Annotated in this window: 25 protein-coding genes; 13 read left to right on the top strand and 12 right to left on the bottom strand. The window is 59.2% G+C overall.

All coding sequences use genetic code 11. From position 1 onward, the window contains the following. Positions 1–5: 5 nt before the first annotated feature. Positions 6–815, top strand: a complete 810-nt coding sequence (locus tag ACLI1Q_RS04825) for a DUF6542 domain-containing protein (RefSeq protein ID WP_239267939.1) — start codon at positions 6–8, stop codon at positions 813–815. Positions 816–889: 74 nt separating this feature from the next. Here the strand turns inward: ACLI1Q_RS04825 and ACLI1Q_RS04820 are convergent, their stop codons facing one another. Beyond that, on the bottom strand, positions 890–1,840 hold the full coding sequence (locus ACLI1Q_RS04820) for a 4-hydroxy-3-methylbut-2-enyl diphosphate reductase (protein WP_239267941.1): 951 nt from the start codon (positions 1,838–1,840) through the stop codon (positions 890–892). A gap of 153 nt (positions 1,841–1,993) precedes the next feature. Here ACLI1Q_RS04820 and xseA point away from each other — a divergent pair, with 153 nt between their 5' ends. The 3 genes from xseA to ACLI1Q_RS04805 are packed head-to-tail and all read left to right on the top strand — an operon-like array spanning position 1,994 to position 3,917. Continuing rightward, positions 1,994–3,235: an exodeoxyribonuclease VII large subunit gene (gene xseA / locus ACLI1Q_RS04815; protein WP_411697115.1), complete on the top strand. Its 1,242-nt coding sequence runs from the start codon at positions 1,994–1,996 to the stop codon at positions 3,233–3,235. Between the two features lie 23 nt (positions 3,236–3,258). Continuing rightward, complete coding sequence (locus ACLI1Q_RS04810; RefSeq protein ID WP_023026190.1) at positions 3,259–3,537, top strand: exodeoxyribonuclease VII small subunit; 279 nt, start codon at positions 3,259–3,261, stop codon at positions 3,535–3,537. Next, positions 3,537–3,917: a hypothetical protein gene (locus ACLI1Q_RS04805; protein WP_239267944.1), complete on the top strand. Its 381-nt coding sequence runs from the start codon at positions 3,537–3,539 to the stop codon at positions 3,915–3,917. Before ACLI1Q_RS04810 ends, ACLI1Q_RS04805 begins: the two co-directional genes overlap by 1 nt. On the opposite strand, the gene ACLI1Q_RS04800 is transcribed toward ACLI1Q_RS04805, so the two are convergent. After that, on the bottom strand, positions 3,901–4,470 hold the full coding sequence (locus ACLI1Q_RS04800) for a DUF4245 domain-containing protein (protein WP_239267945.1): 570 nt from the start codon (positions 4,468–4,470) through the stop codon (positions 3,901–3,903). The genes ACLI1Q_RS04805 and ACLI1Q_RS04800 overlap by 17 nt on opposite strands. A 217-nt stretch (positions 4,471–4,687) precedes the next feature. Between ACLI1Q_RS04800 and glpX the strand changes: the two genes are divergently transcribed. From glpX to ACLI1Q_RS04780, 4 genes are all read left to right on the top strand, one after another. After that, positions 4,688–5,701 carry a class II fructose-bisphosphatase gene (gene glpX / locus ACLI1Q_RS04795; protein WP_239267947.1) on the top strand — a complete coding sequence of 338 codons (1,014 nt, stop codon included), beginning with the start codon at positions 4,688–4,690 and terminating at the stop codon, positions 5,699–5,701. 108 nt (positions 5,702–5,809) lie between these two features. Continuing rightward, positions 5,810–7,210 (top strand): class II fumarate hydratase, encoded by a 1,401-nt coding sequence (locus ACLI1Q_RS04790; RefSeq protein WP_239267949.1) that lies wholly within the window; start codon positions 5,810–5,812, stop codon positions 7,208–7,210. 217 nt (positions 7,211–7,427) lie between these two features. Beyond that, on the top strand, positions 7,428–8,051 hold the full coding sequence (locus tag ACLI1Q_RS04785; protein ID WP_239267951.1) for a TetR/AcrR family transcriptional regulator: 624 nt from the start codon (positions 7,428–7,430) through the stop codon (positions 8,049–8,051). Further along, positions 8,045–9,613, top strand: a complete 1,569-nt coding sequence (locus ACLI1Q_RS04780) for an MDR family MFS transporter (protein WP_239267953.1) — start codon at positions 8,045–8,047, stop codon at positions 9,611–9,613. The genes ACLI1Q_RS04785 and ACLI1Q_RS04780 overlap by 7 nt, the downstream gene beginning before the upstream one ends. On the opposite strand, the gene ACLI1Q_RS04775 is transcribed toward ACLI1Q_RS04780, so the two are convergent. The 5 genes from ACLI1Q_RS04775 to ACLI1Q_RS04755 all read right to left on the bottom strand — a co-directional run bounded on the left by ACLI1Q_RS04775 (position 9,610) and on the right by ACLI1Q_RS04755 (position 13,475). Next, positions 9,610–9,753: a hypothetical protein gene (locus tag ACLI1Q_RS04775; protein WP_239267955.1), complete on the bottom strand. Its 144-nt coding sequence runs from the start codon at positions 9,751–9,753 to the stop codon at positions 9,610–9,612. The two genes, ACLI1Q_RS04780 and ACLI1Q_RS04775, sit on opposite strands and share 4 nt — an antisense overlap. A gap of 35 nt (positions 9,754–9,788) precedes the next feature. Then, on the bottom strand, positions 9,789–10,367 hold the full coding sequence (locus ACLI1Q_RS04770; protein ID WP_005280037.1) for a GNAT family N-acetyltransferase: 579 nt from the start codon (positions 10,365–10,367) through the stop codon (positions 9,789–9,791). A 77-nt stretch (positions 10,368–10,444) separates the two neighbouring features. Beyond that, positions 10,445–11,809: a PhoH family protein gene (locus ACLI1Q_RS04765; protein ID WP_239267957.1), complete on the bottom strand. Its 1,365-nt coding sequence runs from the start codon at positions 11,807–11,809 to the stop codon at positions 10,445–10,447. Positions 11,810–12,045: 236 nt separating this feature from the next. Next, the gene (locus ACLI1Q_RS04760) at positions 12,046–12,654 is read right to left on the bottom strand and encodes an LGFP repeat-containing protein (RefSeq protein ID WP_239267958.1); all 609 of its coding nucleotides are present in this window, start codon (positions 12,652–12,654) and stop codon (positions 12,046–12,048) included. Positions 12,655–12,800: 146 nt separating this feature from the next. Then, on the bottom strand, positions 12,801–13,475 hold the full coding sequence (locus tag ACLI1Q_RS04755) for a LysR family transcriptional regulator substrate-binding protein (protein ID WP_411697114.1): 675 nt from the start codon (positions 13,473–13,475) through the stop codon (positions 12,801–12,803). 77 nt (positions 13,476–13,552) lie between these two features. On the opposite strand from ACLI1Q_RS04755, the gene ACLI1Q_RS04750 reads away from it, so the two are divergent. Next, a complete protein-coding gene (locus tag ACLI1Q_RS04750) occupies positions 13,553–13,915 on the top strand; it encodes a DUF5997 family protein (RefSeq protein ID WP_239267993.1) in 363 nt (120 codons plus the stop codon). On the opposite strand, the gene glyA is transcribed toward ACLI1Q_RS04750, so the two are convergent. Beyond that, positions 13,912–15,195, bottom strand: coding sequence for a serine hydroxymethyltransferase (gene glyA, locus ACLI1Q_RS04745; protein ID WP_005282107.1), 1,284 nt, complete (start codon positions 15,193–15,195; stop codon positions 13,912–13,914). The two genes, ACLI1Q_RS04750 and glyA, sit on opposite strands and share 4 nt — an antisense overlap. A gap of 119 nt (positions 15,196–15,314) precedes the next feature. Between glyA and coaA the strand changes: the two genes are divergently transcribed. Next, a complete protein-coding gene (gene coaA, locus ACLI1Q_RS04740) occupies positions 15,315–16,241 on the top strand; it encodes a type I pantothenate kinase (RefSeq protein ID WP_411697113.1) in 927 nt (308 codons plus the stop codon). A gap of 3 nt (positions 16,242–16,244) precedes the next feature. Here coaA and ACLI1Q_RS04735 read toward each other — a convergent pair whose 3' ends face one another. Genes ACLI1Q_RS04735 through mca form a run of 3 tightly spaced genes read right to left on the bottom strand, consistent with a single transcriptional unit; the run spans position 16,245 to position 18,239 of the window. Then, on the bottom strand, positions 16,245–17,015 hold the full coding sequence (locus ACLI1Q_RS04735) for an isoprenyl transferase (protein WP_284771501.1): 771 nt from the start codon (positions 17,013–17,015) through the stop codon (positions 16,245–16,247). Positions 17,016–17,033: 18 nt separating this feature from the next. Next, positions 17,034–17,345 (bottom strand): hypothetical protein, encoded by a 312-nt coding sequence (locus ACLI1Q_RS04730; RefSeq protein ID WP_239267964.1) that lies wholly within the window; start codon positions 17,343–17,345, stop codon positions 17,034–17,036. A gap of 3 nt (positions 17,346–17,348) precedes the next feature. Continuing rightward, positions 17,349–18,239 (bottom strand): mycothiol conjugate amidase Mca, encoded by an 891-nt coding sequence (mca, locus tag ACLI1Q_RS04725; protein ID WP_239267966.1) that lies wholly within the window; start codon positions 18,237–18,239, stop codon positions 17,349–17,351. A 92-nt stretch (positions 18,240–18,331) separates the two neighbouring features. Between mca and ACLI1Q_RS04720 the strand changes: the two genes are divergently transcribed. The 3 genes from ACLI1Q_RS04720 (at position 18,332) to ACLI1Q_RS04710 (ending at position 19,773) form a co-directional block, all read left to right on the top strand. Next, positions 18,332–18,802: a DUF4307 domain-containing protein gene (locus ACLI1Q_RS04720; protein WP_239267968.1), complete on the top strand. Its 471-nt coding sequence runs from the start codon at positions 18,332–18,334 to the stop codon at positions 18,800–18,802. Between the two features lie 120 nt (positions 18,803–18,922). Then, positions 18,923–19,444, top strand: coding sequence for a transcription elongation factor GreA (greA, locus tag ACLI1Q_RS04715; protein WP_005280026.1), 522 nt, complete (start codon positions 18,923–18,925; stop codon positions 19,442–19,444). Between the two features lie 56 nt (positions 19,445–19,500). After that, positions 19,501–19,773 carry a thiamine biosynthesis protein X gene (locus ACLI1Q_RS04710; protein WP_239267970.1) on the top strand — a complete coding sequence of 91 codons (273 nt, stop codon included), beginning with the start codon at positions 19,501–19,503 and terminating at the stop codon, positions 19,771–19,773. Positions 19,774–19,830: 57 nt separating this feature from the next. Here the strand turns inward: ACLI1Q_RS04710 and ACLI1Q_RS04705 are convergent, their stop codons facing one another. After that, entirely contained in the window at positions 19,831–21,495 is a 1,665-nt protein-coding gene (locus tag ACLI1Q_RS04705) for a hypothetical protein (RefSeq protein WP_239267972.1), read from the bottom strand. Between the last annotated feature and the right edge of the window lie 104 nt (positions 21,496–21,599).

The raw sequence follows: 21,599 nt of genomic DNA, 5'->3' as shown, positions 1-21,599 counted from the left end.
GCGACGTGTCACTAGCCAAACAACGAAAGCCTACCGCCGCGCAAAGCCTGAGCATGCCGAGCATCTCGCTGCTGAAGGGCCTTGGACTATTGGCGGCACTTTTGCTCACCGGCGCATTGATTTCCATTCTTGTCGGCTCCATAGGCTGGATGTACTTTGCCTTTCTCATCATCAGCTCCCTGCTCATAGCGCTCATCGTTGAGGAGCGAGGATTATTCCTGTCCATCGCGTCCATCCCCATTTTGTACGCGGTAACCGTGGTGACGGCGGGAATCTTCATCACCAAGTCCAATGCTCCGGAAGGCACCAGTTTTTCTAAAACGTCCCTGCTGACCTCCGTGTATCCGCTGGTCCAGAACTTCCTGTGGTTGCTTATCGCGGTTCTCGGCGCGACCGCAATCGGCGTCTTGCGCTGGATGCGCTTCCGCAAGGCCGCCCAACGCGCTGTGAATCAGCAAAAGGTCGCGCGGCGCGCGGACATGAAGCGGGATCGCCAGAACCGCGCTGAACGGCTTTCCGTGGCGGAACTCATGGCGCGCAATAGATCCGAAAACCCGCAGGCCCCCTCTCCACGCGCCTCCCGCCGCAGATCACACGCACAGGCGCAACCTCCGCGGAAGCCGCAGGACCGCATCCGTGGCCGCGACCGAGAAGAGCGCCGTCGCGAGCAACAGGCGGAACGCGAAAATCGCTTGCAACCGGATCCGCACCGGCGCGCAGGGGACGTGATACCACCGGCTCCCGAACCAGATCTCGCTTCCTCGACAAAAGACACTGCCAAGAAACAGCGTTGGGACGATAACCTCTACGAATAAACTAAACCGTGAGCCCCGGCACTCTTTAAGAGGCCACCAGGCTCACGGTTGTTGTCGTTTTAGGCGTTGCAGCGCTAGGTGCGGGCAGGACGCAGATCGCGCGGCAGCGCGAAAGTAATGGATTCGGTGGAGGTGGTCACTTGCTCCACGTCATTAAAGCCGCGCTCATCCAAGTATTCGAGCACCTCGCGCACAAGAAGTTCTGGCACGGAGGCGCCACAGGTCACGCCAACGGTCTCTACGCCGTCTAGCCACGATTCATCGATCTCGTCGGCAAAATCCACCAAGTGGGAGTCGCGTGAACCCGCCTCGAGCGCGACTTCTACGAGGCGCACGGAGTTGGACGAGTTCTTAGACCCCACCACGATCATAAGATCGCACTTCGGTGCAATGGCTTTGACGGACTCTTGCCGGTTTTGAGTGGCGTAGCAGATATCATCTGACGGCGGGTTTTCTAGGTGCGGAAAACGCTCGCGCAGCTTATTGACGATGACAACGGTCTCATCCACCGAGAGTGTGGTCTGCGAAAGCCAGATGAGTTTCTCATCCTGCAGGTAGTCTGGCAGCTTGTCCACGCCGTCGACGCCATCGACCAGATGCGTAACATCGGGGGCCTCGCCCGCGGTGCCTTCTACCTCCTCGTGGCCTTCGTGGCCCACGAGGAGGATGTGGTAACCATCGCGCTCGAAACGCTGGGCTTCCTTGTGCACCTTAGTCACCAAGGGGCAGGTAGCGTCCAAGGTCAATTGCTTGCGCTCCTGTGCCTGATTGCGCACCGCCGGGGAGATGCCGTGGGCGGAAAAGACGAGGTGAGCACCCTCCGGGGCCTCGGCGGCCTCTTCAACGAAGATGACTCCGCGCTTGGCCAAAGATTCAACGACATAACGGTTGTGGACGATTTGCTTGCGCACATAAATGGGTGCGCCGTATTTTTCTAGCGCCTTTTCTACGGTCTCGACGGCGCGGTCCACTCCAGCGCAGTAACCGCGCGGTGCCGCGAGGAGAACATTTTTACCATCAGTCATGCCTCCCAGAGTATCGAAAGGTAAAGCAAAACAATAGTAAGGGCTATCCAGCAGGGAAAGCGCCCATCTAGGCCACCCAAGCGGGGCGCCACGTGCCTTGAGCACCTACACTAAAGGGCACCGTATGGCGCTGTAGATGGAAAGGGGGGCTGCGTGAATCAACCGGCAAATACTCCAGAGACCCCGTGGCCCGTGGGCCAGGTCAATGACCAGGTGAAGGGATGGATCGAGCGCCTTGGATACCTGTGGGTGGAAGGCCAATTAACGCAGATCAATTACAAGCCCACCTGGAAGCTGTCCTACCTCACCCTGCGCGATGTGCAGCAGGAAAAGTCGGTGCAATTGACCTGCTCTTCCTCAATGCTGCACAACTTGCCCACGCCGCTAAAAGACGGCGACCGCGTCATCGTGCACGGCAAACCCGCCTTTTATGCCGGCCGCGGATCCTTTTCCCTGTGGACCACGGAGATTCGGCACGTGGGCATCGGCGATTTATTGGCGCGCATCGAAAAGCTGCGCGCGCAGCTTGCCGCAGAAGGCCTCTTTGATCCCGCGCGCAAGCGCCCGCTTCCCTACCTCCCGCAGAAAATCGGCCTGATTACCGGCCGCGGTTCTGCCGCCGAGCGCGATGTCGTGGCGGTAGCCCGCGACAGGTGGCCGGCCGTGCAATTCCGCGTCATTAATACCGCTGTTCAGGGGGCGAATACCGTCCCCGAGGTGATTTCCGCCTTGCAGGAGCTCGACGGCGATGCGGAGATCGATGTCATCATCATCGCCCGCGGTGGCGGTTCCGTCGAAGATCTCCTTCCCTTTTCTGAAGAAGCCCTGCAACGCGCCGTCGTGGCCGCCAGCACCCCGGTGGTCTCCGCGATTGGCCACGAGCCGGATAGTCCGGTGCTCGATAACGTCGCAGATCTGCGCGCGGCTACCCCGACGGACGCCGCCAAGCGCGTGGTCCCGTCGGTGGCAGAGGAACGCGCGGTCATCGCTGAGGCGCGATCCCGCATGGCGGCGGCCTTGCGCGGCTGGGTAGAACGCGAGCGCCGTGGATTGGATAATATCCGCTCGCGCCCAGTGCTGGCCGATCCGATGACGCCAATCCGCGCTCGGCGCGAAGAGGTCGAGCGCATGCGCACGAGCATGCGCCGCGAACTGCGGGTGCTCTTAGACCGTGAGACCCGGCACGTGGAGTCCCTTCGCGCGCGGGTTTCTGCTTTAGGTCCTTCGGCGACGCTTGCCCGTGGGTATTCTATTGTCCAGGTCTTGCCCAAAGATGGCACCGATCCGGAGGTCGTTAGCTCTTATGAGCAATCACCGCCCGGCGCGCAATTGCGCATTCGCGTGGGCGATGGTTCCATCACCGCCGTGTCCATGGCCTCCCAGGCCGCCGATTAGCCAGAAATAGTAGGAGAATGCTGATGTCAGATGAAACCATTGGTTCCGGCCAGCCAGGCCAAGATGCCTTTACTCCCGTAGAGGAATTGAGCTACGAACAGGCGCGCGATGAGCTCATTGAAACTGTCAAGATTTTAGAGCTCGGCCAAATGGGCCTGGACGAGTCCCTGAAATACTGGGAGCGCGGCGAGGCGCTTGCTCGCACGTGCGAATCCCACTTGGATGGCGCCTCCAAGCGGGTGGAGGATGCCCTTGAAAAGGCGGAACACAGCGAGCAGCAGGCTGAGGAGGGTGAAGAGTAATGCAGATTTATGGTTACCCGGGAAGGCGGATTGATTTCGTCTCCAAATCGGCATCGGCAGGCTCCATCATGGGCGGCGATTCCCGCGCGCTGGTAGAGGAATTTTTCGGGCCGGCGCATACCAGCACCCAGGTTTCGGCCACAGAAGAGGAATTGAGTTACTTTTCCCGGTCCATCGTGCTGCTGCTTGCCGATGCCAAAGTGGTCCAAGTCTCCATCTACCCGCGCCGTTCCCAGCGCGAGCGCGTGGACGTCTACCTAGAAAAGACGCGTTTGAGCGGGCTGGATGCCGCTGCCTTGGACGAAGCCACCGGTGACACTGAGGGAATCACAGTGGAAGCGGACGCCGAGGGGCTCAGCGAGGTTACTTTCCGCTTATAGGTTTGGCCTCGATAAAGGCCTCGGTGGCGGCGGCGAATTCTTCATCGGGGGCTGCACCGGAGATGATGAGGCGGGCATCGCCCAAGTCGGCGATCCACAAGCGGCGCACAGAATCGTCGTCACTTGCCAGCACGCGCACCTGATGGCCGGCTACCTCGCGCATTGAGTTCAGCCCGCGATAGTTAGCGTCGTATTTTTCGCCCGCCTCTTCTGCAGAAACCTGGGTTTGGGTGGATTCCACGTAGTTTCCATCCGCGGTAAGCCAGCTGACGACGGTGACTGTGTCGCCGCCTAGCTGCGAACGGCGGGCCGCATTGGCCTGCCAGCCTTCGGGCATCTGGGGATCTCGGATAGCACCAATACCGGCGCGAGCCTGCGTATCCAGGAAGGTCTCCTCGTCTACCTCTTGAACTGGGCCTTGCTCTGTTTCCGGATTCACCGAGCAAAGCCCCGTCGCGCCCACCACGAGCAACATCATGACCACCACTACGGAAAGGGACAAAATGATGTCGCGAGCGCCTTCGAAAATCTTCGGTCTTTGTTCTGCAGCCACGCGCCTTAGTATCGCATGAGCCACCGTGAAAGTGCCACATGCCTCCCGCGTGCGCACATTCGCGCCGATAATGCTGCCTAGAGAAAGGAAAAACCCCGCAAAAGGGGCCCCAAATCGGACCTATTGACGCCAAAAAGTGCCAGAATAGGACAAGTAGAACACTAATCGCGTGGGAATTACCCCCACGGTGAGAAAACATGGAAGGCAACCACTACACATGTCCGAAAATACTTCTTATTTGCCCGACCGTAACTTGGCCATGGAGCTGGTGCGCGTGACCGAAGCCGCCGCCTTGGCCTCTGGCCGCTGGGTTGGTCGTGGCATGAAGAATGAGGGCGATGGCGCGGCAGTCGATGCCATGCGCAAACTGATTAACTCCGTGGCGATGAAGGGCGTTGTCGTCATTGGTGAGGGCGAAAAGGATGAGGCCCCGATGCTCTTCAACGGTGAAGAGGTCGGCACGGGCGAAGGCGCGGCGATGGACATTGCTGTGGACCCGGTAGATGGCACGCGATTGATGGCCGAGGGCCGCCCCAATGCCATTTCCGTAATCGCCGCCGCAGAGCGCGGCACCATGTATGACCCATCTGCGGTCTTCTACATGGAAAAGATCGCCGTGGGCCCAGAAGCCGTCGGATCCATCGATATCAACCAGTCCGTGCAATGGAATATCGAGTCCGTGGCCAAGGCAAAGGGCCTGCGCACCGCCGATATCACCGTGGTGGTATTGGACCGCCCGCGCCACGAAAAGCTCATCCAGGAGATCCGCGAGGCAGGCGCAAAGGTGCGCCTCATTATGGATGGCGATGTGGCAGGTGCCATCGCCGCCTGCCAGGATTCCAACTCCATCGACATAATGATGGGCATTGGAGGTACCCCTGAGGGCATCATCACCGCCTGCGCCATGCGGTGCATGGGTGGCGAGATCCAGGGCAAGCTGTGGCCGAAGGATGAAGAAGAAGCAGAAAAGGCCCGCGCTGCCGGACACGACTTGGATAAGGTCTTGGGCACCAATGATTTGGTTTCGTCGAAGAACTGCTACTTCGCCGCTACCGGCGTGACCAATGGTGACATGCTGCGCGGTGTTTCCTACCGCAATAATGGTGCCTCCACCCGTTCGCTGGTCATGCGTTCCAAGTCCGGCACCATTCGCTACGTCGATTCCTTCCACAAGCTGGCTAAACTGCAGGAATACTCAGTGGTGGACTACTCGGACCCCACCAAGAACTAAACCTCACCCCCAAATGGCGGGGCAGGCTCGGGCTTTTCACCCACTGACTTTTAGCTTTTCGCCATACTGGGGGTAGGTGCACACAATCAATCAACCGAGGTGATTCTCATGACCGAATACCGTACCGAACATGACACTATGGGCGAGGTTAAAGTTCCCGCTGATGCCCTGTGGCGCGCACAGACCCAGCGCGCGGTAAACAATTTCCCTATTTCCGGCCGCGGCTTGGAAGATGCGCAGATTCGTGCGCTTGGCCTGCTCAAGGCTGCATGCGCACAGGTCAACAAGGACTCCGGCAGCCTGGATGCAGAAAAGGCAGACGCCATTATCGCCGCCGCACAGGAAATCGCGGATGGCAAGCACAACGATGCCTTCCCCATCGACGTATTCCAGACCGGCTCCGGCACCTCTTCCAATATGAACACCAACGAGGTCATCGCCTCCTTGGTGCATAAGCAGGGCGTAGAGGTTCACCCGAACGATGACGTCAACATGGGCCAGTCCTCCAATGACACCTTCCCCACCGCCACCCACGTGGCGGCTACGGAAGCGGCTGTCAATGACCTCATTCCGGGCCTAAAGGTCCTGCACGAGTCCTTGACTAAGAAGGCGAAGGAATTCGCGGACGTCGTCAAGGCCGGGCGCACCCACCTCATGGACGCCACCCCAATCACCTTGGGCCAGGAGTTCAGCGGCTACGCCCGCCAGGTGGAGCTCGGCATCGAGCGCATCGAGGCTACCCTCCCGCGCTTGGGAGAGCTCGCCATCGGTGGTACCGCCACCGGCACCGGCCTGAATACCTCCGCTGATTTCGGCGGCAAGGTGACCGAGGAGCTCAAGAAGCTCACCGGCGTTGAGAACCTGAAGGAAGCAGAAAACCACTTCGAGGCACAGGCTAACCGCGACGGCCTCGTAGAATTTTCCGGCGCCATGCGCTCGGTGGCCGTATCCTTCAACAAGATTGCCAATGACCTGCGTATGCTGGGCTCCGGCCCACTGACCGGCCTGGCAGAAATCCACCTGAAGGACCTGCAGCCTGGTTCCTCCATCATGCCGGGCAAGGTCAACCCGGTTATCCCTGAGGCGGTTACCATGGTGGCCGGCCAAGTTGTGGGCAATGACGCAGCCGTTGCCTTCGGCGGCGCGCAGGGACAGTTCGAGCTCAACGTCTTCATCCCGATGATGGCGCGCAACGTGCTCGAGTCCGCTCGCCTGCTGGCCAACTCCGCCCGCGTCTTTGCTGAGAAGTGCGTCGACCACATCGAGGCCAACGAGGAGCGAATGAAGCACTTCGCGGAGTCCTCCACCTCCATCGTGACCCCGCTGAACTCCGCCATCGGCTACGAGAATGCCGCCAAGGCCGCAAAACACGCCCTCAATGAGAAGATCACCGTCCGCCAGGCCGTAATCGACTTGGGCTTTGTTGACGGCGAGAACCTCACCGAGGAAGAGCTGGACAAGCGCTTGGACGTATTGAGCATGACCAACCGCGAGCGCGACAATATCTAACCTCAGCCGCCTTTAGCGCTGCAACCCCGCTCGGAAATCGCTTCTGAGCGGGGTTTTGCATGCCCGGGAACATGACCGGGTACGGGAAGTGCGCGCAAAGAAAAGGGGCATCGGCAAGCACATGCCGTGACTTGCGCCATAAATTCAGCGTACACATCTACAAAATCACTCATTTTGCACTTGGTGCAAGTTTGCACCGAGTGTAAAGTTGCATTCTGTGCAAGAAGAACTATCACTACGCGAGCAGAAACGCCTAGAAACACGGCTACGCATTGAGGATGCCGCCACCGAACTGGTGGATAAGCATTCCTTTGGCGAGGTCACTATTGAAGAGATCTGCGAACTAGCCGGTATTTCTCGGCGCACATTTTTTAATTATTTCGATTCGAAGGAATCCGCCGTGCTCGGGGCACCAAGCGCTGACTTCACCGCGGAAATGCGCGAGTATTTCCTCCACGAGCCCACCACCAACATCATGGAGCTCGTCCTTAACCTGGTGGAGCAGCACATGGAGGGCCATCACGTTAATCCCACGATTCGGGAGCGACGCAAGCGCATTGCTAATGACCCGGAGGCGGCCGCCGCCTCCATTAGTCGCAAGCGGGCGAAATCCATCGAGCTTATTGGACTCATTGAGGAGCGCCTTGACCGGGAACCGGAACTGCGCATCCTGGAGGGTCATTCCACGGCAACGGAGGCCATGGTCATCGCCGGTGTGGTCCGCGAGGCCCTGTGGCTTTCCATCGCCGCCCCCGATAGCGATTGCAGCGACGCCCTGAGTTCGCGTCTGAATGATTCACTGACTTTGATTAATGATGTTATGAAAGGAATCCGATGGTAGATACAGTCGAAAAGGCTCCTGCGCAGGGCCAGTCGCGGGCGGATAACCTGGGGCTCATCTTCTCTGCGCTGGTGCTCACCATGTTGATGAGCTCGCTGGGCCAGATGATTTTCTCTTCCGCTTTGCCAACGATTGTTGGTGAGCTTGGCGGCGTTGACCACATGAGCTGGGTCATCTCCGCATTCCTGGTCACCATGACCATCGCCATGCCGATTTCCGGCAAGCTGGGTGACATGCTGGGCCGCAAGTGGCTCTACATTGGCGGCATCGCCGTCTTCGTCGTGGGCTCCGCCATCGGCGGTTTCGCCGATTCCATGACGGTGCTCATCATCGCCCGCGCCGTGCAAGGCTTCGGCGCCGGGTTCATGATGATCTCCTCGCAGTCCATCATCGCCGAGGTCACCTCCTCCCGCGAGCGTGGCAAGTTCATGGGCATTATGGGCGGTGTCTTCGGCCTGTCCTCCGTCCTTGGCCCCGTCTTGGGCGGCTGGTTTACTGATGGCCCCGGCTGGCGCTGGGGCATGTGGATGAATATCCCGCTCGGCCTGCTGGCCATGGTGGTCTGCATCCTGGTGCTCAACCTGCGCGTGGGCCAGGCCGATATGAAGCGCTTTGACTGGCTCGGCGCCACCTTCATCGCCATTACCACCGCTTCCCTAATCCTCATGACCACCTGGGGCGGCACCGAGTACGACTGGGATTCCTCCATGATCCTCACCCTCGGCGCCATCACCCTCGTCGGCGCGATCATTACCACCATCGTGGAATTGCGCGCTGCCGAGCCGCTCATCCCGGTTCGCCTCTTCAAGAACCGCAACATGGCCCTAACCACCCTGTCCGGCGTCATCTTGGGTCTGGCCATGTTCGGCGTGCTGGGCTATATGCCCACCTACCTGCAGATGGTCCACACCCTATCGCCCACCAACGCTGGCCTGATGATGATTCCAATGATGGTTGGCCTTATCGGCACCTCCACCGGAGTTGGCTTCATCATCGCCCGCACCGGCCGCTACAAGATCTACCCCCTCATCGGCCTAGCCATTACCGCAGGCGCCCTGTTCTGGATGTCCCGCCTCTCGGTAGACACCTCGCTCACACAGCTCGGCTTCGAGTTCCTCGCCTTCGGCATCGGCCTGGGCATGGTCATGCAGGTGCTCGTGCTCATCGTCCAGAACTCTTTCCCACTGTCTCAGGTGGGCACGGCCACCGCGGCGAATAACTTCTTCCGCCAGATCGGTTCTGCCCTGGGCGCTTCCCTGGTCGGTTCCATGTTCATCAACAACATGCAGGATGAGATGGCCAACCGCCTGCCGCGGGCCATCCAGCAGCTGGGCCCCGAGGGCGCGGCCTATGCTGAAAAGTTTAATAACGCCAATGGCAATGCCAATAGCCTCACCCCGGATATGGTTTCTTCCCTGCCAGAGCCCCTCGAGCAGGCGATCCTCAATTCCTATAACGATGGCCTCACCCCGGTCATCGCGCTGATGGTCCCGCTCGTCATCATCGCCCTGATCGTCCTGCTTCCCCTGCGCGAAGAGCGCCTGAAGGAGACGATCGATTAGGGGAGCTGCATGCGCTGCGCGATAGCCTGCTGCTTGCCGATGCCCCCATCGAGTCCGCCCTCGGCTACCCACCCGGCGGCCTCGCGAAGTAGAAAACGACTAAAGGCCGTAGCGGCCGAGATTATTAATTCCCTCGGCATCGCTACGGCCTTCGTGGTTACTAGGCACAGTGTATTTAGCGGTTCTTTTCCTCCGGCTTGGGGAGCAGGAGCTCGTAGACATCGGTATCGCGCCACTGACCGGCCAACTCGCCATAGGTCATCTTGGCCATGTGGGAGTAGGTGCCGACCTTTTCAAAGCCGCGGGACTTGTGCAGGCCCGCAGAGCCTTCATTTTCCGGGAAAATCCAGGAGTGGATGGCCCACTTGTGCAGATCCTTGCACACCTCAATGAGGCAATCGAGCAAGGCCCCGGCGATGCCACGGCCTTGGGCATCAGATCCCAAGTAGATGGAATCCTCCACCACGCCGTGGAAGACGGTGCGCGATGAAATCGGGGCGGCCGAAACCCACCCCAATACCTTGGAATCATCGTCCGCCTCAACGGCTACGTGCACCGAAGCCATGATTTTGGAGTTCGTAAACTCCTCATAGGTCAAGGAACGGGTCTCATAGGTGGCATGGCCGGTTTGCAGGCCCTGCTCGTAGATCTCCCGCATCTGCGGGTAATCGGCCGACGTGAAAGGCCGGATACGGAAATCCTTTTTCTTTTCGTCCGCAGACGTCTGCTTGGCGTTCTCGCTCATAGGCACCATTATTACTGGTCTTAGGTGATTTTTGCCATATAAATTTGATTAAATTCGCTGTCTGCGAACACGCTTTCATCTCTCCCTTAATCATTGCCCTCCAATAGATCCGTTACTAGCTCCGCAATGGCAGAGCGCTCCGATCGCTGAAGGGTAATGTGCGAGAAAAGCTCATGGCCCTTGAGCTTTTCGATGACCGCCTGTACCCCATCGTGGCGGCCCACCCGCAGGTTATCGCGCTGGGCAACGTCATGGGTGAGCACTACTCGCGAGCCTTCCCCCAAGCGCGAGAGCACGGTAAGCAAAACATTGCGCTCCAGCGACTGCGCCTCGTCCACGATAACGAAGGCATCGTGCAAAGAACGGCCGCGAATATGGGTTAGGGGCAGGACCTCGATGAGCCCGCGTTCGTGGATCTCCTCCAGCACGTTGTCAGAGACTAAGCCTTCCAAGGTGTCATAGACCGCTTGGGCCCACGGGTTCATCTTCTCTGACTCAGAGCCCGGCAGGTAACCCAGCGACTGCCCGCCGACGGCGTACATCGGCCGAAAGACCACGATGCGGCGATGTTCACCGCGCTCTAAGACCGCCTCCAAGCCGGCGCATAAGGCCAGCGCGGATTTGCCGGTGCCTGCCCTACCACCGATGGACACGATGCCGACTTCCGGATCCAACAGGAGATCGAGGGCGATGCGCTGTTCCGCCGAACGCCCCTGCAGGCCAAAGGCATTTCGATCGCCGCGCACCAGGCGCACCGCCCCGTCCGGCAGAATGCGGCCCAGGGCAGATTGCGCGCCGCCGACCAAGGTGATGCCGCAGTGCACCGGCAAGTCTTCCACTGGGGTGTCATCGTCCGTGACGACCCCATCGAGCAGCACTTCCCCATCGCTGTAGAGGGCATCGATGACATCCGTGGTGGTATAGGCGGTGGCCATACCGGAGTACCCGGTCAAAATGACGTCCTGAGCGTGATATTCATCGGCCTGCACGCCCACGGCGCCAGCCTTAACGCGCAGCGGCACGTCCTTGGTAACAAGAACCGTGTCCTTGCCTTCGTGTGCCAGGTTCAAGGCGCAGGCCAAGATGCGGTGGTCTCCTTCCGGCCCGCGGAATGCGGCCGGCAAGAGCGATTGGTCTTGGTGGTTGAGCTCTACCCGCAAGGTACCGCCGTCCACGTTGACCGGAACGGGCTGGTCGAGCGCCTCATAGGTAGCGCGCAGCTCTTCCAAAAAGCGAAGAGCTTGGCGGGCGAACCAGCCAAGCTCTGGGTGATGACGTTTTCCTTCCAATTCAGAGATAACCACGACGGGAAGGACGACCTCGTGTTCGGCAAATTTTCGCAGCGCCCACGGGTCAGATAATAAAACCGAGGTATCAAGCACGTAGGTCTTGGTAGCGACGTCATTTTCCGTGGTGCCTAGTGCAGTAGAAAGTACAGAGGGGCGAGTCATGATGGCAGGAATCTTCCTTTGTAAAGCGGTAGAAAGCTGTTCTTCCTTGTCTGCCCCCTAGAGCCGCTAGTGCTGCGAACTCTTAGGGGCTGCCACCCAACCTAAGCACCCAAGGTTGAAATCACATGGGTGGAAGATGAACTTTAAGAAAACGACAGATCCCTGCGGGAAAGCCGCAGGGATCGTGGCGAGAGGTAATCGACGCGCCGCGTGGGCAGGGCGCCGACTTTTAGCTTTTAGGCGTTGATATCGGCCGCGAAGGTGCCGTCTTCACCCTCAGTCCAGGAGATGGTGCCGTTGCTAAACTCCTGGGTCCAGCCGTTCGCCTCGACTGCGTCAGCCTCTGGCTTGGTAGGCAGGCCAACGGAGGAAGCGAGTCCGCCCTCGTTTACCCAGGTTTCAGCAATCTTGCCGATGACCGGCTGCGCACCAGTCTCCTCAGAGTATGCCAAGTACTTGCCACCCTCGAAGGTAGCCAGGGTGCCTTCATCGGAGGACTCTATGCTCTGCACGTCGCCCCACTCGGCCTGCTTTTCCTCGATGGCAGCTGCAAGATCAGCGGGAACTTCTTCTTCGCCATGTGCAGTGGTGATGGTCTGGGTTTCGCCCTTGGCGCCCTCTGCATCACCGTCCTTGGAGCCGGTTGCCTCTTCGGCGGCGGAACCAGCGGCGTCGGTGGCATCGGATGCGGCAGAGCCGGCAGCATCCGAGGCGTCTGCGGCTACGGAGCCAGCGCTATCCTTAGCGTCATCGGCGGCGTCCTCTGCGTCCGAGCATGCAACGAGAGCAACGGAAAGGGTTGCGGCCGCGAAGCCACCTGCAATACGACGAGTCATCTTGCGCATTTCTGGATCTACCTTTCGATTTTCAGCTGAAAAATTAGTTCGTTGTAGGTTTAAGCCGCCATTGTGGCGAGCGCAGCCAACGGTATACCCCAAATGCACTTCCTTGCCACCGTGTGCAACGGGGTTAGCGCGGATCAACCCTCATATCATCGTCGTTTGCGCTGCTTAGGGCACTTCTTTTGTTTCTGTAACGGATTGTTAACAATCCTTCGAGACTGTTTGGCTTTAGCTTTTTCACGGGCGGTGCGCTTCGGCTTTTCCTGCCTGGAGGAGCGAGCGGTGCGGCCCTTAGCGATGCCCACAAAGTCCTGGATGGCCTCGCCATCCTCCGCCTTCCGCCAAACCAAGGCAATTTCCGTCACCGGCACGCCGCTATCCTCGAGCGCGAGCGGAACCACCTGTTTCTTGCTGAGGATTTTTAATAGCGGCAGCGGTGCGATGGCGATGCCCACATTGGCCGCGACCACCTGCAGGGCCTCTCGTACGGCGGCGATATCGACCTCGCCGGCATCGGTGAGGCGGTAGTTGAGGTGCTCATCGGAGACATCGGCAAGCGCAAGCGCCTCACCCACCTCCGCATAGACCGAGTCTTTTGGAACCGCAAGGCCGGGGGCCTCCTCATAAAGGCGCACCACGTGGAAAGAGTCATCCACCCGCGGATCCGGCAGGCGCGTTAGCGCCAGATCCACGTGACCTGCGAGCAATTCTGCCATGCTGTCATCCGCATCGACGGTGGATAAACCGCCGTGGGCAGTATTGTCCTGAAATCTCTGAAACCATTTTCCAGGTTCCGTACCGGTCACAAAGGCTAAGCGCAGCATGGAGCACAGTCTACTGAAAGTGCTACGGTTAAACCGTGAGTGAACAACATAACCAACAGCAACCGTCCGGTACCGCGATGCGCGCGCAGACCGCCGCTAAGAAGCTGAATATCTATCTGCCCGCCGCGCCTGAAGAATTTCAAAATAGCGCGGTCAGCCACGAGGAACTGCGTGAGCTGCAGCACAATCCCCCGCAGTGGCTGCAAACGCTGCGCCGCGAAGGCCCCCACCCCCGGCAAGAAGTTGCCCACAAACTGGGCATTTCCGTTACCGCGCTAAAGAAGAACGACATGGATAAGCCGCTGACCACCGCGGAAATCAGCGAGCTTTTGGAAAAGCAGCCGGAGTGGCTGCAGCAAGCCCGCGCCACGCTGGCGCAGGCTCGCGGCCACGACGTTCACAAGGACGCCGCAGAGGATGCTTTAGAAGATAAGGACTAAACCAGCTTCCAGTCCTCGAGGCCCTCATACAGCGGGTAGTCCTCCGCGATCTTGTCGACGCGCCGGCGAAGTGCCTCGACATCGGCGTTATTGCCCTGCGCCAAGGCGGTACCGATGACATCGGCAACCTCGGTGAAGGCTTCCGCATCGAGGCCACGGGTGGCCAGGGCGGAGGTGCCGATGCGCAGGCCCGAGGTGACCATCGGCGGACGAGGATCGTTCGGGACCGCATTGCGGTTGACGGTGATTCCTACCTGGTGCAGGAGGTCTTCTGCCTGCTGACCATCGAGCTGCGAGTTGCGCAGATCGACCAAGACGAGGTGGACATCGGTGCCGCCGGACACAACGTCCACGCCAGCTGCCTGAGTGTCTTCTGCCAAGAGGCGATCGGCCAGAATGCGGGCGCCCTCAAGGGTGCGCTCCTGCCGCTCCTTGAATTCCTCGCTGGCCGCAATCTTCATGGAAATGGCCTTTGCCGCCACCGCGTGCATCAGCGGTCCACCCTGCTGACCCGGGAAGACGTTGGAGTTCAGCTTCTTTGCGTACTCCTGCTTGGCCAAGATCATGCCGGAGCGCGGACCGCCCAAGGTCTTGTGCACGGTGGTGGAGACGATATCGGCGTGCTCGACAGGGTTCGGGTGCAGGCCCGCGGCAACCAAGCCCGCGAAGTGGGCCATATCAACCCACAGGTAAGCGCCCACCTCATCGGCGATTTCGCGGAAGGCCGCGAAATCCAGGGTGCGCGGGTAAGCGGACCAACCGCCGATGATAACCTTTGGCTTCTCCTTAAGTGCCTGCTCGCGCAGCTTATCCATGTCCACGCGCATGGTCTCTGGGTCCACGCCATAAGCTGCGACATCGTAAAGCTTGCCGGAGAAGTTCAGCTTCATGCCGTGGGTCAGGTGTCCACCGTGGGCCAAGGACAGGCCGAGGATCTTATCGCCCGGTTCCGCGATGCTGGACAGGACTGCGGCATTAGCCTGCGCGCCGGAGTGCGGCTGCACGTTGGCAAATTCCGCGTTGAAGAGCGCCTTCGCGCGGTCGCGGGCAAGATCCTCAACGACGTCGACGTGCTCGCAGCCGCCATAGTAACGACGCCCTGGGTAGCCCTCGGCGTACTTATTGGTCAGGACAGAGCCCTGTGCCTGCAAGACGGCGCGCGGCACGAAGTTTTCAGACGCGATCATTTCCAGGGTTTCGCGCTGGCGGGAAATTTCTCCCTGGATAGCACCGAAAACATCTGGGTCAAGATCGCGCAGGTCAGTATTAAAAGAAGCCATAAAAGACTAGTCCTCTTCTCGGTAGGAAGCAGTATGAACTATTACATATCATAACCTTTCGGCTACCTTACAGGGGGCAAATTTTTCATTCCCTTATCGCCGCGTGCGACAATTAAGTTATGGCGCGCAACCTGGATTCAAGCCCCTACCTCGACTTTGACCGTGAAACCTGGCGTGAACTCCGCAAATCCATGCCGCAGGTGCTGACAGAAAACGAGCTAGAAGAGCTACGCGGCATCGGCGACCGCATTGATTTGGACGAGGTGGCAGACGTCTACCTCCCCCTCTCCCGCCTTATCCACATGCAGGTCACCGCCCGGCAGCAGCTCACCGCCGCCACCGAGGCCTTCTTGGGCAACCCACCCACGCACGTGCCCTTCGTCATCGGCGTGGGCGGTTCCGTGGCCGTGGGTAAATCCACCACCGCCCGCCTCCTCCAAGTGCTCCTACAGCGATGGGACTCTCACCCGAACGTGGACCTAGTGACCACGGACGGGTTTCTCTTTCCCACCCAAACGCTTAAAGACCGCGGACTGATGAAGCGCAAGGGTTTCCCCGAATCCTATGACCGCCGTGCACTTATGCGCTTTGTTACCGACGTCAAATCCGGAAAACCCGTGGTCAAAGCGCCGCTGTATTCGCATATTACCTATGACATCGTCAAAGATCGCTATCAAGAGGTCAATCAGCCGGATATCTTGATTTTGGAAGGCCTCAACGTCCTCCAGACCAGCCCCACCTTAACCATCGCGGATCTATTTGATTTCTCCGTCTACGTCGACGCCCGCACGGACGATATTGAACAGTGGTACATCGACCGCTTCCTCACGCTGCGCCACACCGAATTCCGCCGGCCCAATGCCCACTTCGCTGCTTATGCCGATATGAACGACGAGCAGGCGCGCGCCCAGGCCCGCGAGATTTGGCAATCCATTAACCTGCCAAACTTGGTGGAAAATATCCTACCCACCCGCGTGCGCGCATCGCTGGTATTGAAGAAGGGATCGCATCACCTGGTTGAACAGGTCCGCATGCGAAAAATCTAGCCGCTACTTACCAAAGCGGCGCGAACGCTGCGAATAATCACGCAGCGCGCGCAGGAAATCTACCTTCCGGAACGCCGGCCAATAGGTATCGGTGAACCAGATTTCTGAATAGGCCGCTTGCCACAGCAGGAATCCGGAAAGACGCTGCTCGCCGGAGGTGCGGATCACCAAGTCTGGGTCCGGCAGGCCCTTGGTATATAGGTGTTCCGTGATCGAGTCTGCGGTGACTCGGTCCGCCATCTCGGCAGCGCTGGTGCCCTTTTCAGCCTCGCTGCGCACCAGCTTCTGAACGGCATCAACGATTTCTTGGCGCCCACCGTAGCCCACAGCCACATTGACGATGACCCCTTGGTTATCCTTGGTTTCCTCGGCGGCATCGACCATGCGCTGTGTTACCGGCGCGGGCAACAACCCTAAGTTACCCACAAGACGAACCTGGCAATCCAGATCTCCCTGGGACAGATGCGTGACCACATCAGAGATGATGTCAAAAAGTAGCTGCACTTCCTGCTGGCTGCGCTTCAAGTTCTCCGTGGATAAGAGGTAGATGGTGACTACCTCAATATCGGTATCGCGGCACCACGCGATCATCTCTCCAATTTTCTTCGCCCCTTGGCGGTGGCCGTGGCTAATATCTGTAAACCCGGCTTCCCGCGCCCAGCGGCGGTTGCCGTCAGCCATGATCGCCACGTGCTTCGGCTGCGGTCTGCCCTTGATAAGCCGCACGAGGCGTGCTTCATACAAGGGGTACATCAGCCGCTTGAGAAATGTCACGTTGATTACTCCAGCCGCTTAGAAAATCGACTTCTTGCGGTTATCGTAAAGGCCAGCTTCCTTGAGCGCCGCATCCACTGCTTCTTCGTCGAATGGATCGATTCCGTGGTCTTCAGCGAACATGGTGCGCCGACGGAAGCGCGAATAGCGGCGGTGGAAGTTCCAGCCCGCTACCAGCACGGCAACGCCCAAGATGGCCAAGATGAGCAGTCCGATGGGCGAGGCTTTGCCAAACTCGGGCCCCATTGGCCCACCCTCAGCACCTTCTGTGCCTTGCGCAAGGACAGTGACATCGTGCGCAGCCAAGAAAAGGGAGTCATAGACGCTCATGCTTTAAGTCTCCTCGTTCTTTTCAATGCCCGCAAATAAATCATTTTCCGGCAGCGACGTCGATACTCGGGTCTTAGCTAATTCAAACTCTTCTGTAGGCCACAGACGCTGTTGAACCTCCACGGAGGTGGCCAAGAATGCGCCCGCAGGATCGATCTGCGTCGCGTGCGCCCGCAGCGCATCGTCGCGGTTTTGGAAGTAATCGGCGCACTCCACCTGCGTGGTAACGCGAGCCATGATATCGCCAAAAGCCGTATCCCAGCGCGCCAGCATAGGACCATACGGGCTGGGTTTGCCCTCCTCAAGGAGGAGATCGTGGAACATCTTCATGCGCTGGTACACAAAGCCATGCGAGTAGTACAGCTTCAGCGGCTCCCAGGGCTCGCCCAATTCTGGGTGGTAGTCAGGGTCACCGGCTTTTTCCCACGCAATCATAGATGCTCGGTGGACCATGAGGTGGTCTGGGTGCGGGTAGCCGCCATTTTCGTCATAGGTAATGATGACCTGCGGGCGGAACGAGCGAATAACGCGCACCATTTCCTGGGCCGCCGCATCATCACCCATCAGGGCAAAGCAGCCTTCCGGCAAAAGGTCTTCCATGCTCTTGCCTTCCTCAGGATCCGGCAGGCCGGAATCAACGTGGCCTAACCACTGGTGTTGGACCCCAAGCGCGCGGGCTGCCTTAGCCATTTCCTCGCGGCGTACCTCAGCCATGTTTTCCTTAACGCCAGGACGGTCCATAGCCGGGTTAATAATGTCACCGCGTTCACCACCGGTGCAGGTCAGCACCATTACATCCGCACCTTCTGCAGCGTAACGGGCCGTAGTCGCAGCACCCTTAGAGGATTCATCGTCCGGGTGTGCGTGGATTGCTAGGAGGCGAAAGTCGCTCACTGAAAATCCATCCCCTTTAAAACTAGCTTTTAGAACAGATCACTATCTTAGTAGATAATGGGAAAATGGTACTCCTCGGTTAAAGTAGGGCTATGACTTCCGCCGGAAATTCTCGCTCCGCCGCGCGCTACGGCTCGCGCGATAAATCACAAAAGAACTCTGGTAGCTGGACCAATAAGGCGCTGGTGTTGATTTTCGCCGCCATGCTCGTCACCCTTCTTTATTACGGTTTCCAGTATTTTCGGGAAAAAGAATCCGTCAATGCTCAGATCTCTATGGTCACCCAGGAGGTTCTCAGTGATGACACCACGCGCGTCTGGGTCGATGTGACCCGCAATCACACCGATGAAGACGCCTATTGCATCGTGCAGGCCTACGATTACTCCAAATCCGAGGTAGGCCGCCGCGAATTTGCCGTTCCCGCCGGCGGAAAAGAAACGCATCGCATTGCCGTCGATGTCCCCACCAATGCCCGCGCCGTCGCCGGTGGCGCCTATGGCTGCTCCGGCAATATCCCGGATTACCTGGATATGGACAACCCCGACTACGCGGAAAGTCGCTAGCTCCATGTGCTAGGATTTGTACAGCCTAGAACTGGGCATTTGCCTGGTTGCATACTTAACTTCGGTCCCGCCACCATCGCGGGGCTTTGACCACTATTCCACAGCACGGAAGGTTTTAGAATGGCTGAGCAGCAAAAGCAGTACATCACCCCAGAAACCAAGGCAAAGCTCGAGACCGAGCTGCAGGAGCTTATCGATCACCGCCCTGAGGTTGCAGCGGAAATCAATGAGCGCCGCGAAGAGGGCGACCTGAAAGAAAACGCCGGCTACGATGCCGCCCGCGAGATGCAGGACCAGGAAGAGGCCCGCATCAAGCAGATTTCTGAGCTGCTGGCTAACTCCACCACCGAGCGTGGCACCATGCAGGAGGGCGTTGCCTACACCGGCAGCGTCGTTCACGTGTACTACAACGGCAACAAGGACGATAAGGAAACCTTCCTCATCGGCACCCGCGCTGCTGCGACCGATAACAAGGACTTGGAGACCTACTCCGAGCAGTCCCCGCTGGGCGCCGCCATCATCGGCGCACAGGAGGGTGAAACCCGCGAGTACTCCGCACCAAATGGTAAGACCATCTCAGTAACCATCGAGTCGGCCGCCCCGTACGATTCCGCCAAGGCTGCCACCCCGCGCGAGTCCTAATTCCCTCCATCTACCCCACTACCGCCTTCACTACTCTGGAGAAAGAGCACATCCCCATGAAGAAATTCTCCCGTTTCGCTACCGCTGGATTAGTATTTGCCGCCGGCCTTTCCTTGGCCGCATGCCACCCGCCGAATCAGCAAGATTCTGAATCCGGCAAGATCGACAATGCATCGACCTTTACCGGCGAAGCACCGGCGCAGAAGGATGCCGAGACGTCCTCGTCTGCTGCCACCACCGAGACCGAAGTGGATCCGGAGGGCCTGCAAAACGGGGTCGAGGAACCTGAGCAGCAGCCAAAGGCCACCGCGACGCAACTGCCGCAATAAAAGAAGTGGGCTGAAGGATTATTTCCTTCAGCCCTTTTTCTTTCCACAATTCACTGGCTAGGATTCTCGCGCCCAATTGCCGATGACCCCAGGCACGACCGCCGGCGGCTCGCCCAACAGATCCCGCTTATTCGGATCGCGCTCCACCTGCGTGGTTACCGCCTTCACCCGGTTCTTGTCATTTCCCTGACCCCGCGTTCCCATCATCGGCGCAAGGGCGCGCATGCCAGCGGCCGGTCTCCCGGCACCGGTTTTAGCACCGGTACTATTGGCGGCGCCTCCCCCGCGCACCACAGCTTCACGCGCAGCGCCCCTTTCTAGGTGTCCGCGGCTACCGTTACCGCCGCTGCTATTGCCAGCAGCTTCACCTGCGGCCCGAGGAAGCGCGCCTCCCACGCCGCGGGCGCCGACACCCTCACCGGCACCGCCGCGCATTCCTACTCCGCCGCGCGCAGCAGTTCCGCCAGCTCCCAAACCTGGGGCGGAATTTACGAGTGCACCCATATTTCCACCTGCCCCAGAACCAGGCCTTCCGCCCGTACCGATGGCCCCGCTGCCGAGCCCGGCCAGCGAATTGAATCCGCCACCACGAAGCGCACCAGTGTTTCCACGTCCAGTTCGCCCGCCGACGCCAGGACCACCTGCTGCACCGGCAATACCGGTTCCTGTGCCGACCCCGGATCCGGCTCCGTTACCAGAACCAGTTCCACGTCCAACACCAAGCGGTGCTCCCATCCCGGTAGAACCGAGTCCGCCGCTACCGCTGCCAGCTCCAGCACCAATACCCGAGGTACCGGGAGCGGCACCTGCCGTTGGCATAGATCCTAAGTGGCCATGCGATGCCGTCGCCCCAGGAAGTGAGGCCCCACTGGTTGCGATATCGCGACCGCTGATATCTATACCGTCGCCCACGCCTAGCTCAGAAAGCGCCCTTCTGCCATCTGCATGCAATTGCTCCTGGAACGCGGCAGTTTCCTCAGGAGTCATGCCGACGGATTCCAAATCGTGGACCGTACCATTAGCCACGTCGAAGTTTCCCGGGCCCACATCGCCGCGAGCAATAGCTTCCTGAATTGCACGCGGCCAGACGACGTTGTCGGTGTTATATTTCTGGCCATCGCCCTCCACACCTGACAAGCCAGCATCTACGCCGCCGCCTCCGGATGCCGGCGACTGTTCCATCAGCGGATGTTGATTAGGCATGGCGTCGATGGCAAACCTCTGGAGATCCGGCTGCAGCTTTGCCAACGCCGCCTTCTCTGCAATTTTTCGCTTCGCTGGATCAGGGATTTTCATAATATCCATCGCCATGGCCATCGCCGAAGGCTGAATCATCATCAACCGCGAGTGGAACCCAGTAAGCTTTTCTCCCATTGCTGCGGCATTGGCCACAAAGTGTTTCCCGGAGGCTGCCACTTCCCTAATCTTCGCCGCCGCCCGCGACGTGGTTTCGCTGTCATTCTCACTTTCCAAGGAGCCTGCGGCTTCTTCAAGACCGCTCACGATCTCCCGAACCTCAGAACCTAACGACGCCCAACGCGCATTAGCTTCAGACACACTCCAAATCTGCGTTGACATCAAGTCCGTTGCCAACTTGGTAATCGACGTGCCGACGTTAACTACCGGAGGAGTAAAGGCGAAGGGGCTATACCCCGGCTCCGGCTGATCCATAATCGGCATTGATTCAACGCCAATCTCACCACCCGCATCAGCGATATCCATCGCCCTACTATTTGCAGTTTCTTGGGCTTCAAAGCCTCGAGCTTCTCGGGCAAGAGCCTGCGACAACCATTCGACTTGCGAGGCATAGTCCAGGAGCGTCCCTT

This window comes from Corynebacterium limaceinasi, assembly GCF_046717465.1.
Classification (GTDB): Bacteria; Actinomycetota; Actinomycetes; order Mycobacteriales; family Mycobacteriaceae; genus Corynebacterium.
The sequence above is the reverse complement of the archived record's forward strand: the minus strand, read 5'-3'. Positions and strand labels throughout refer to the sequence as shown.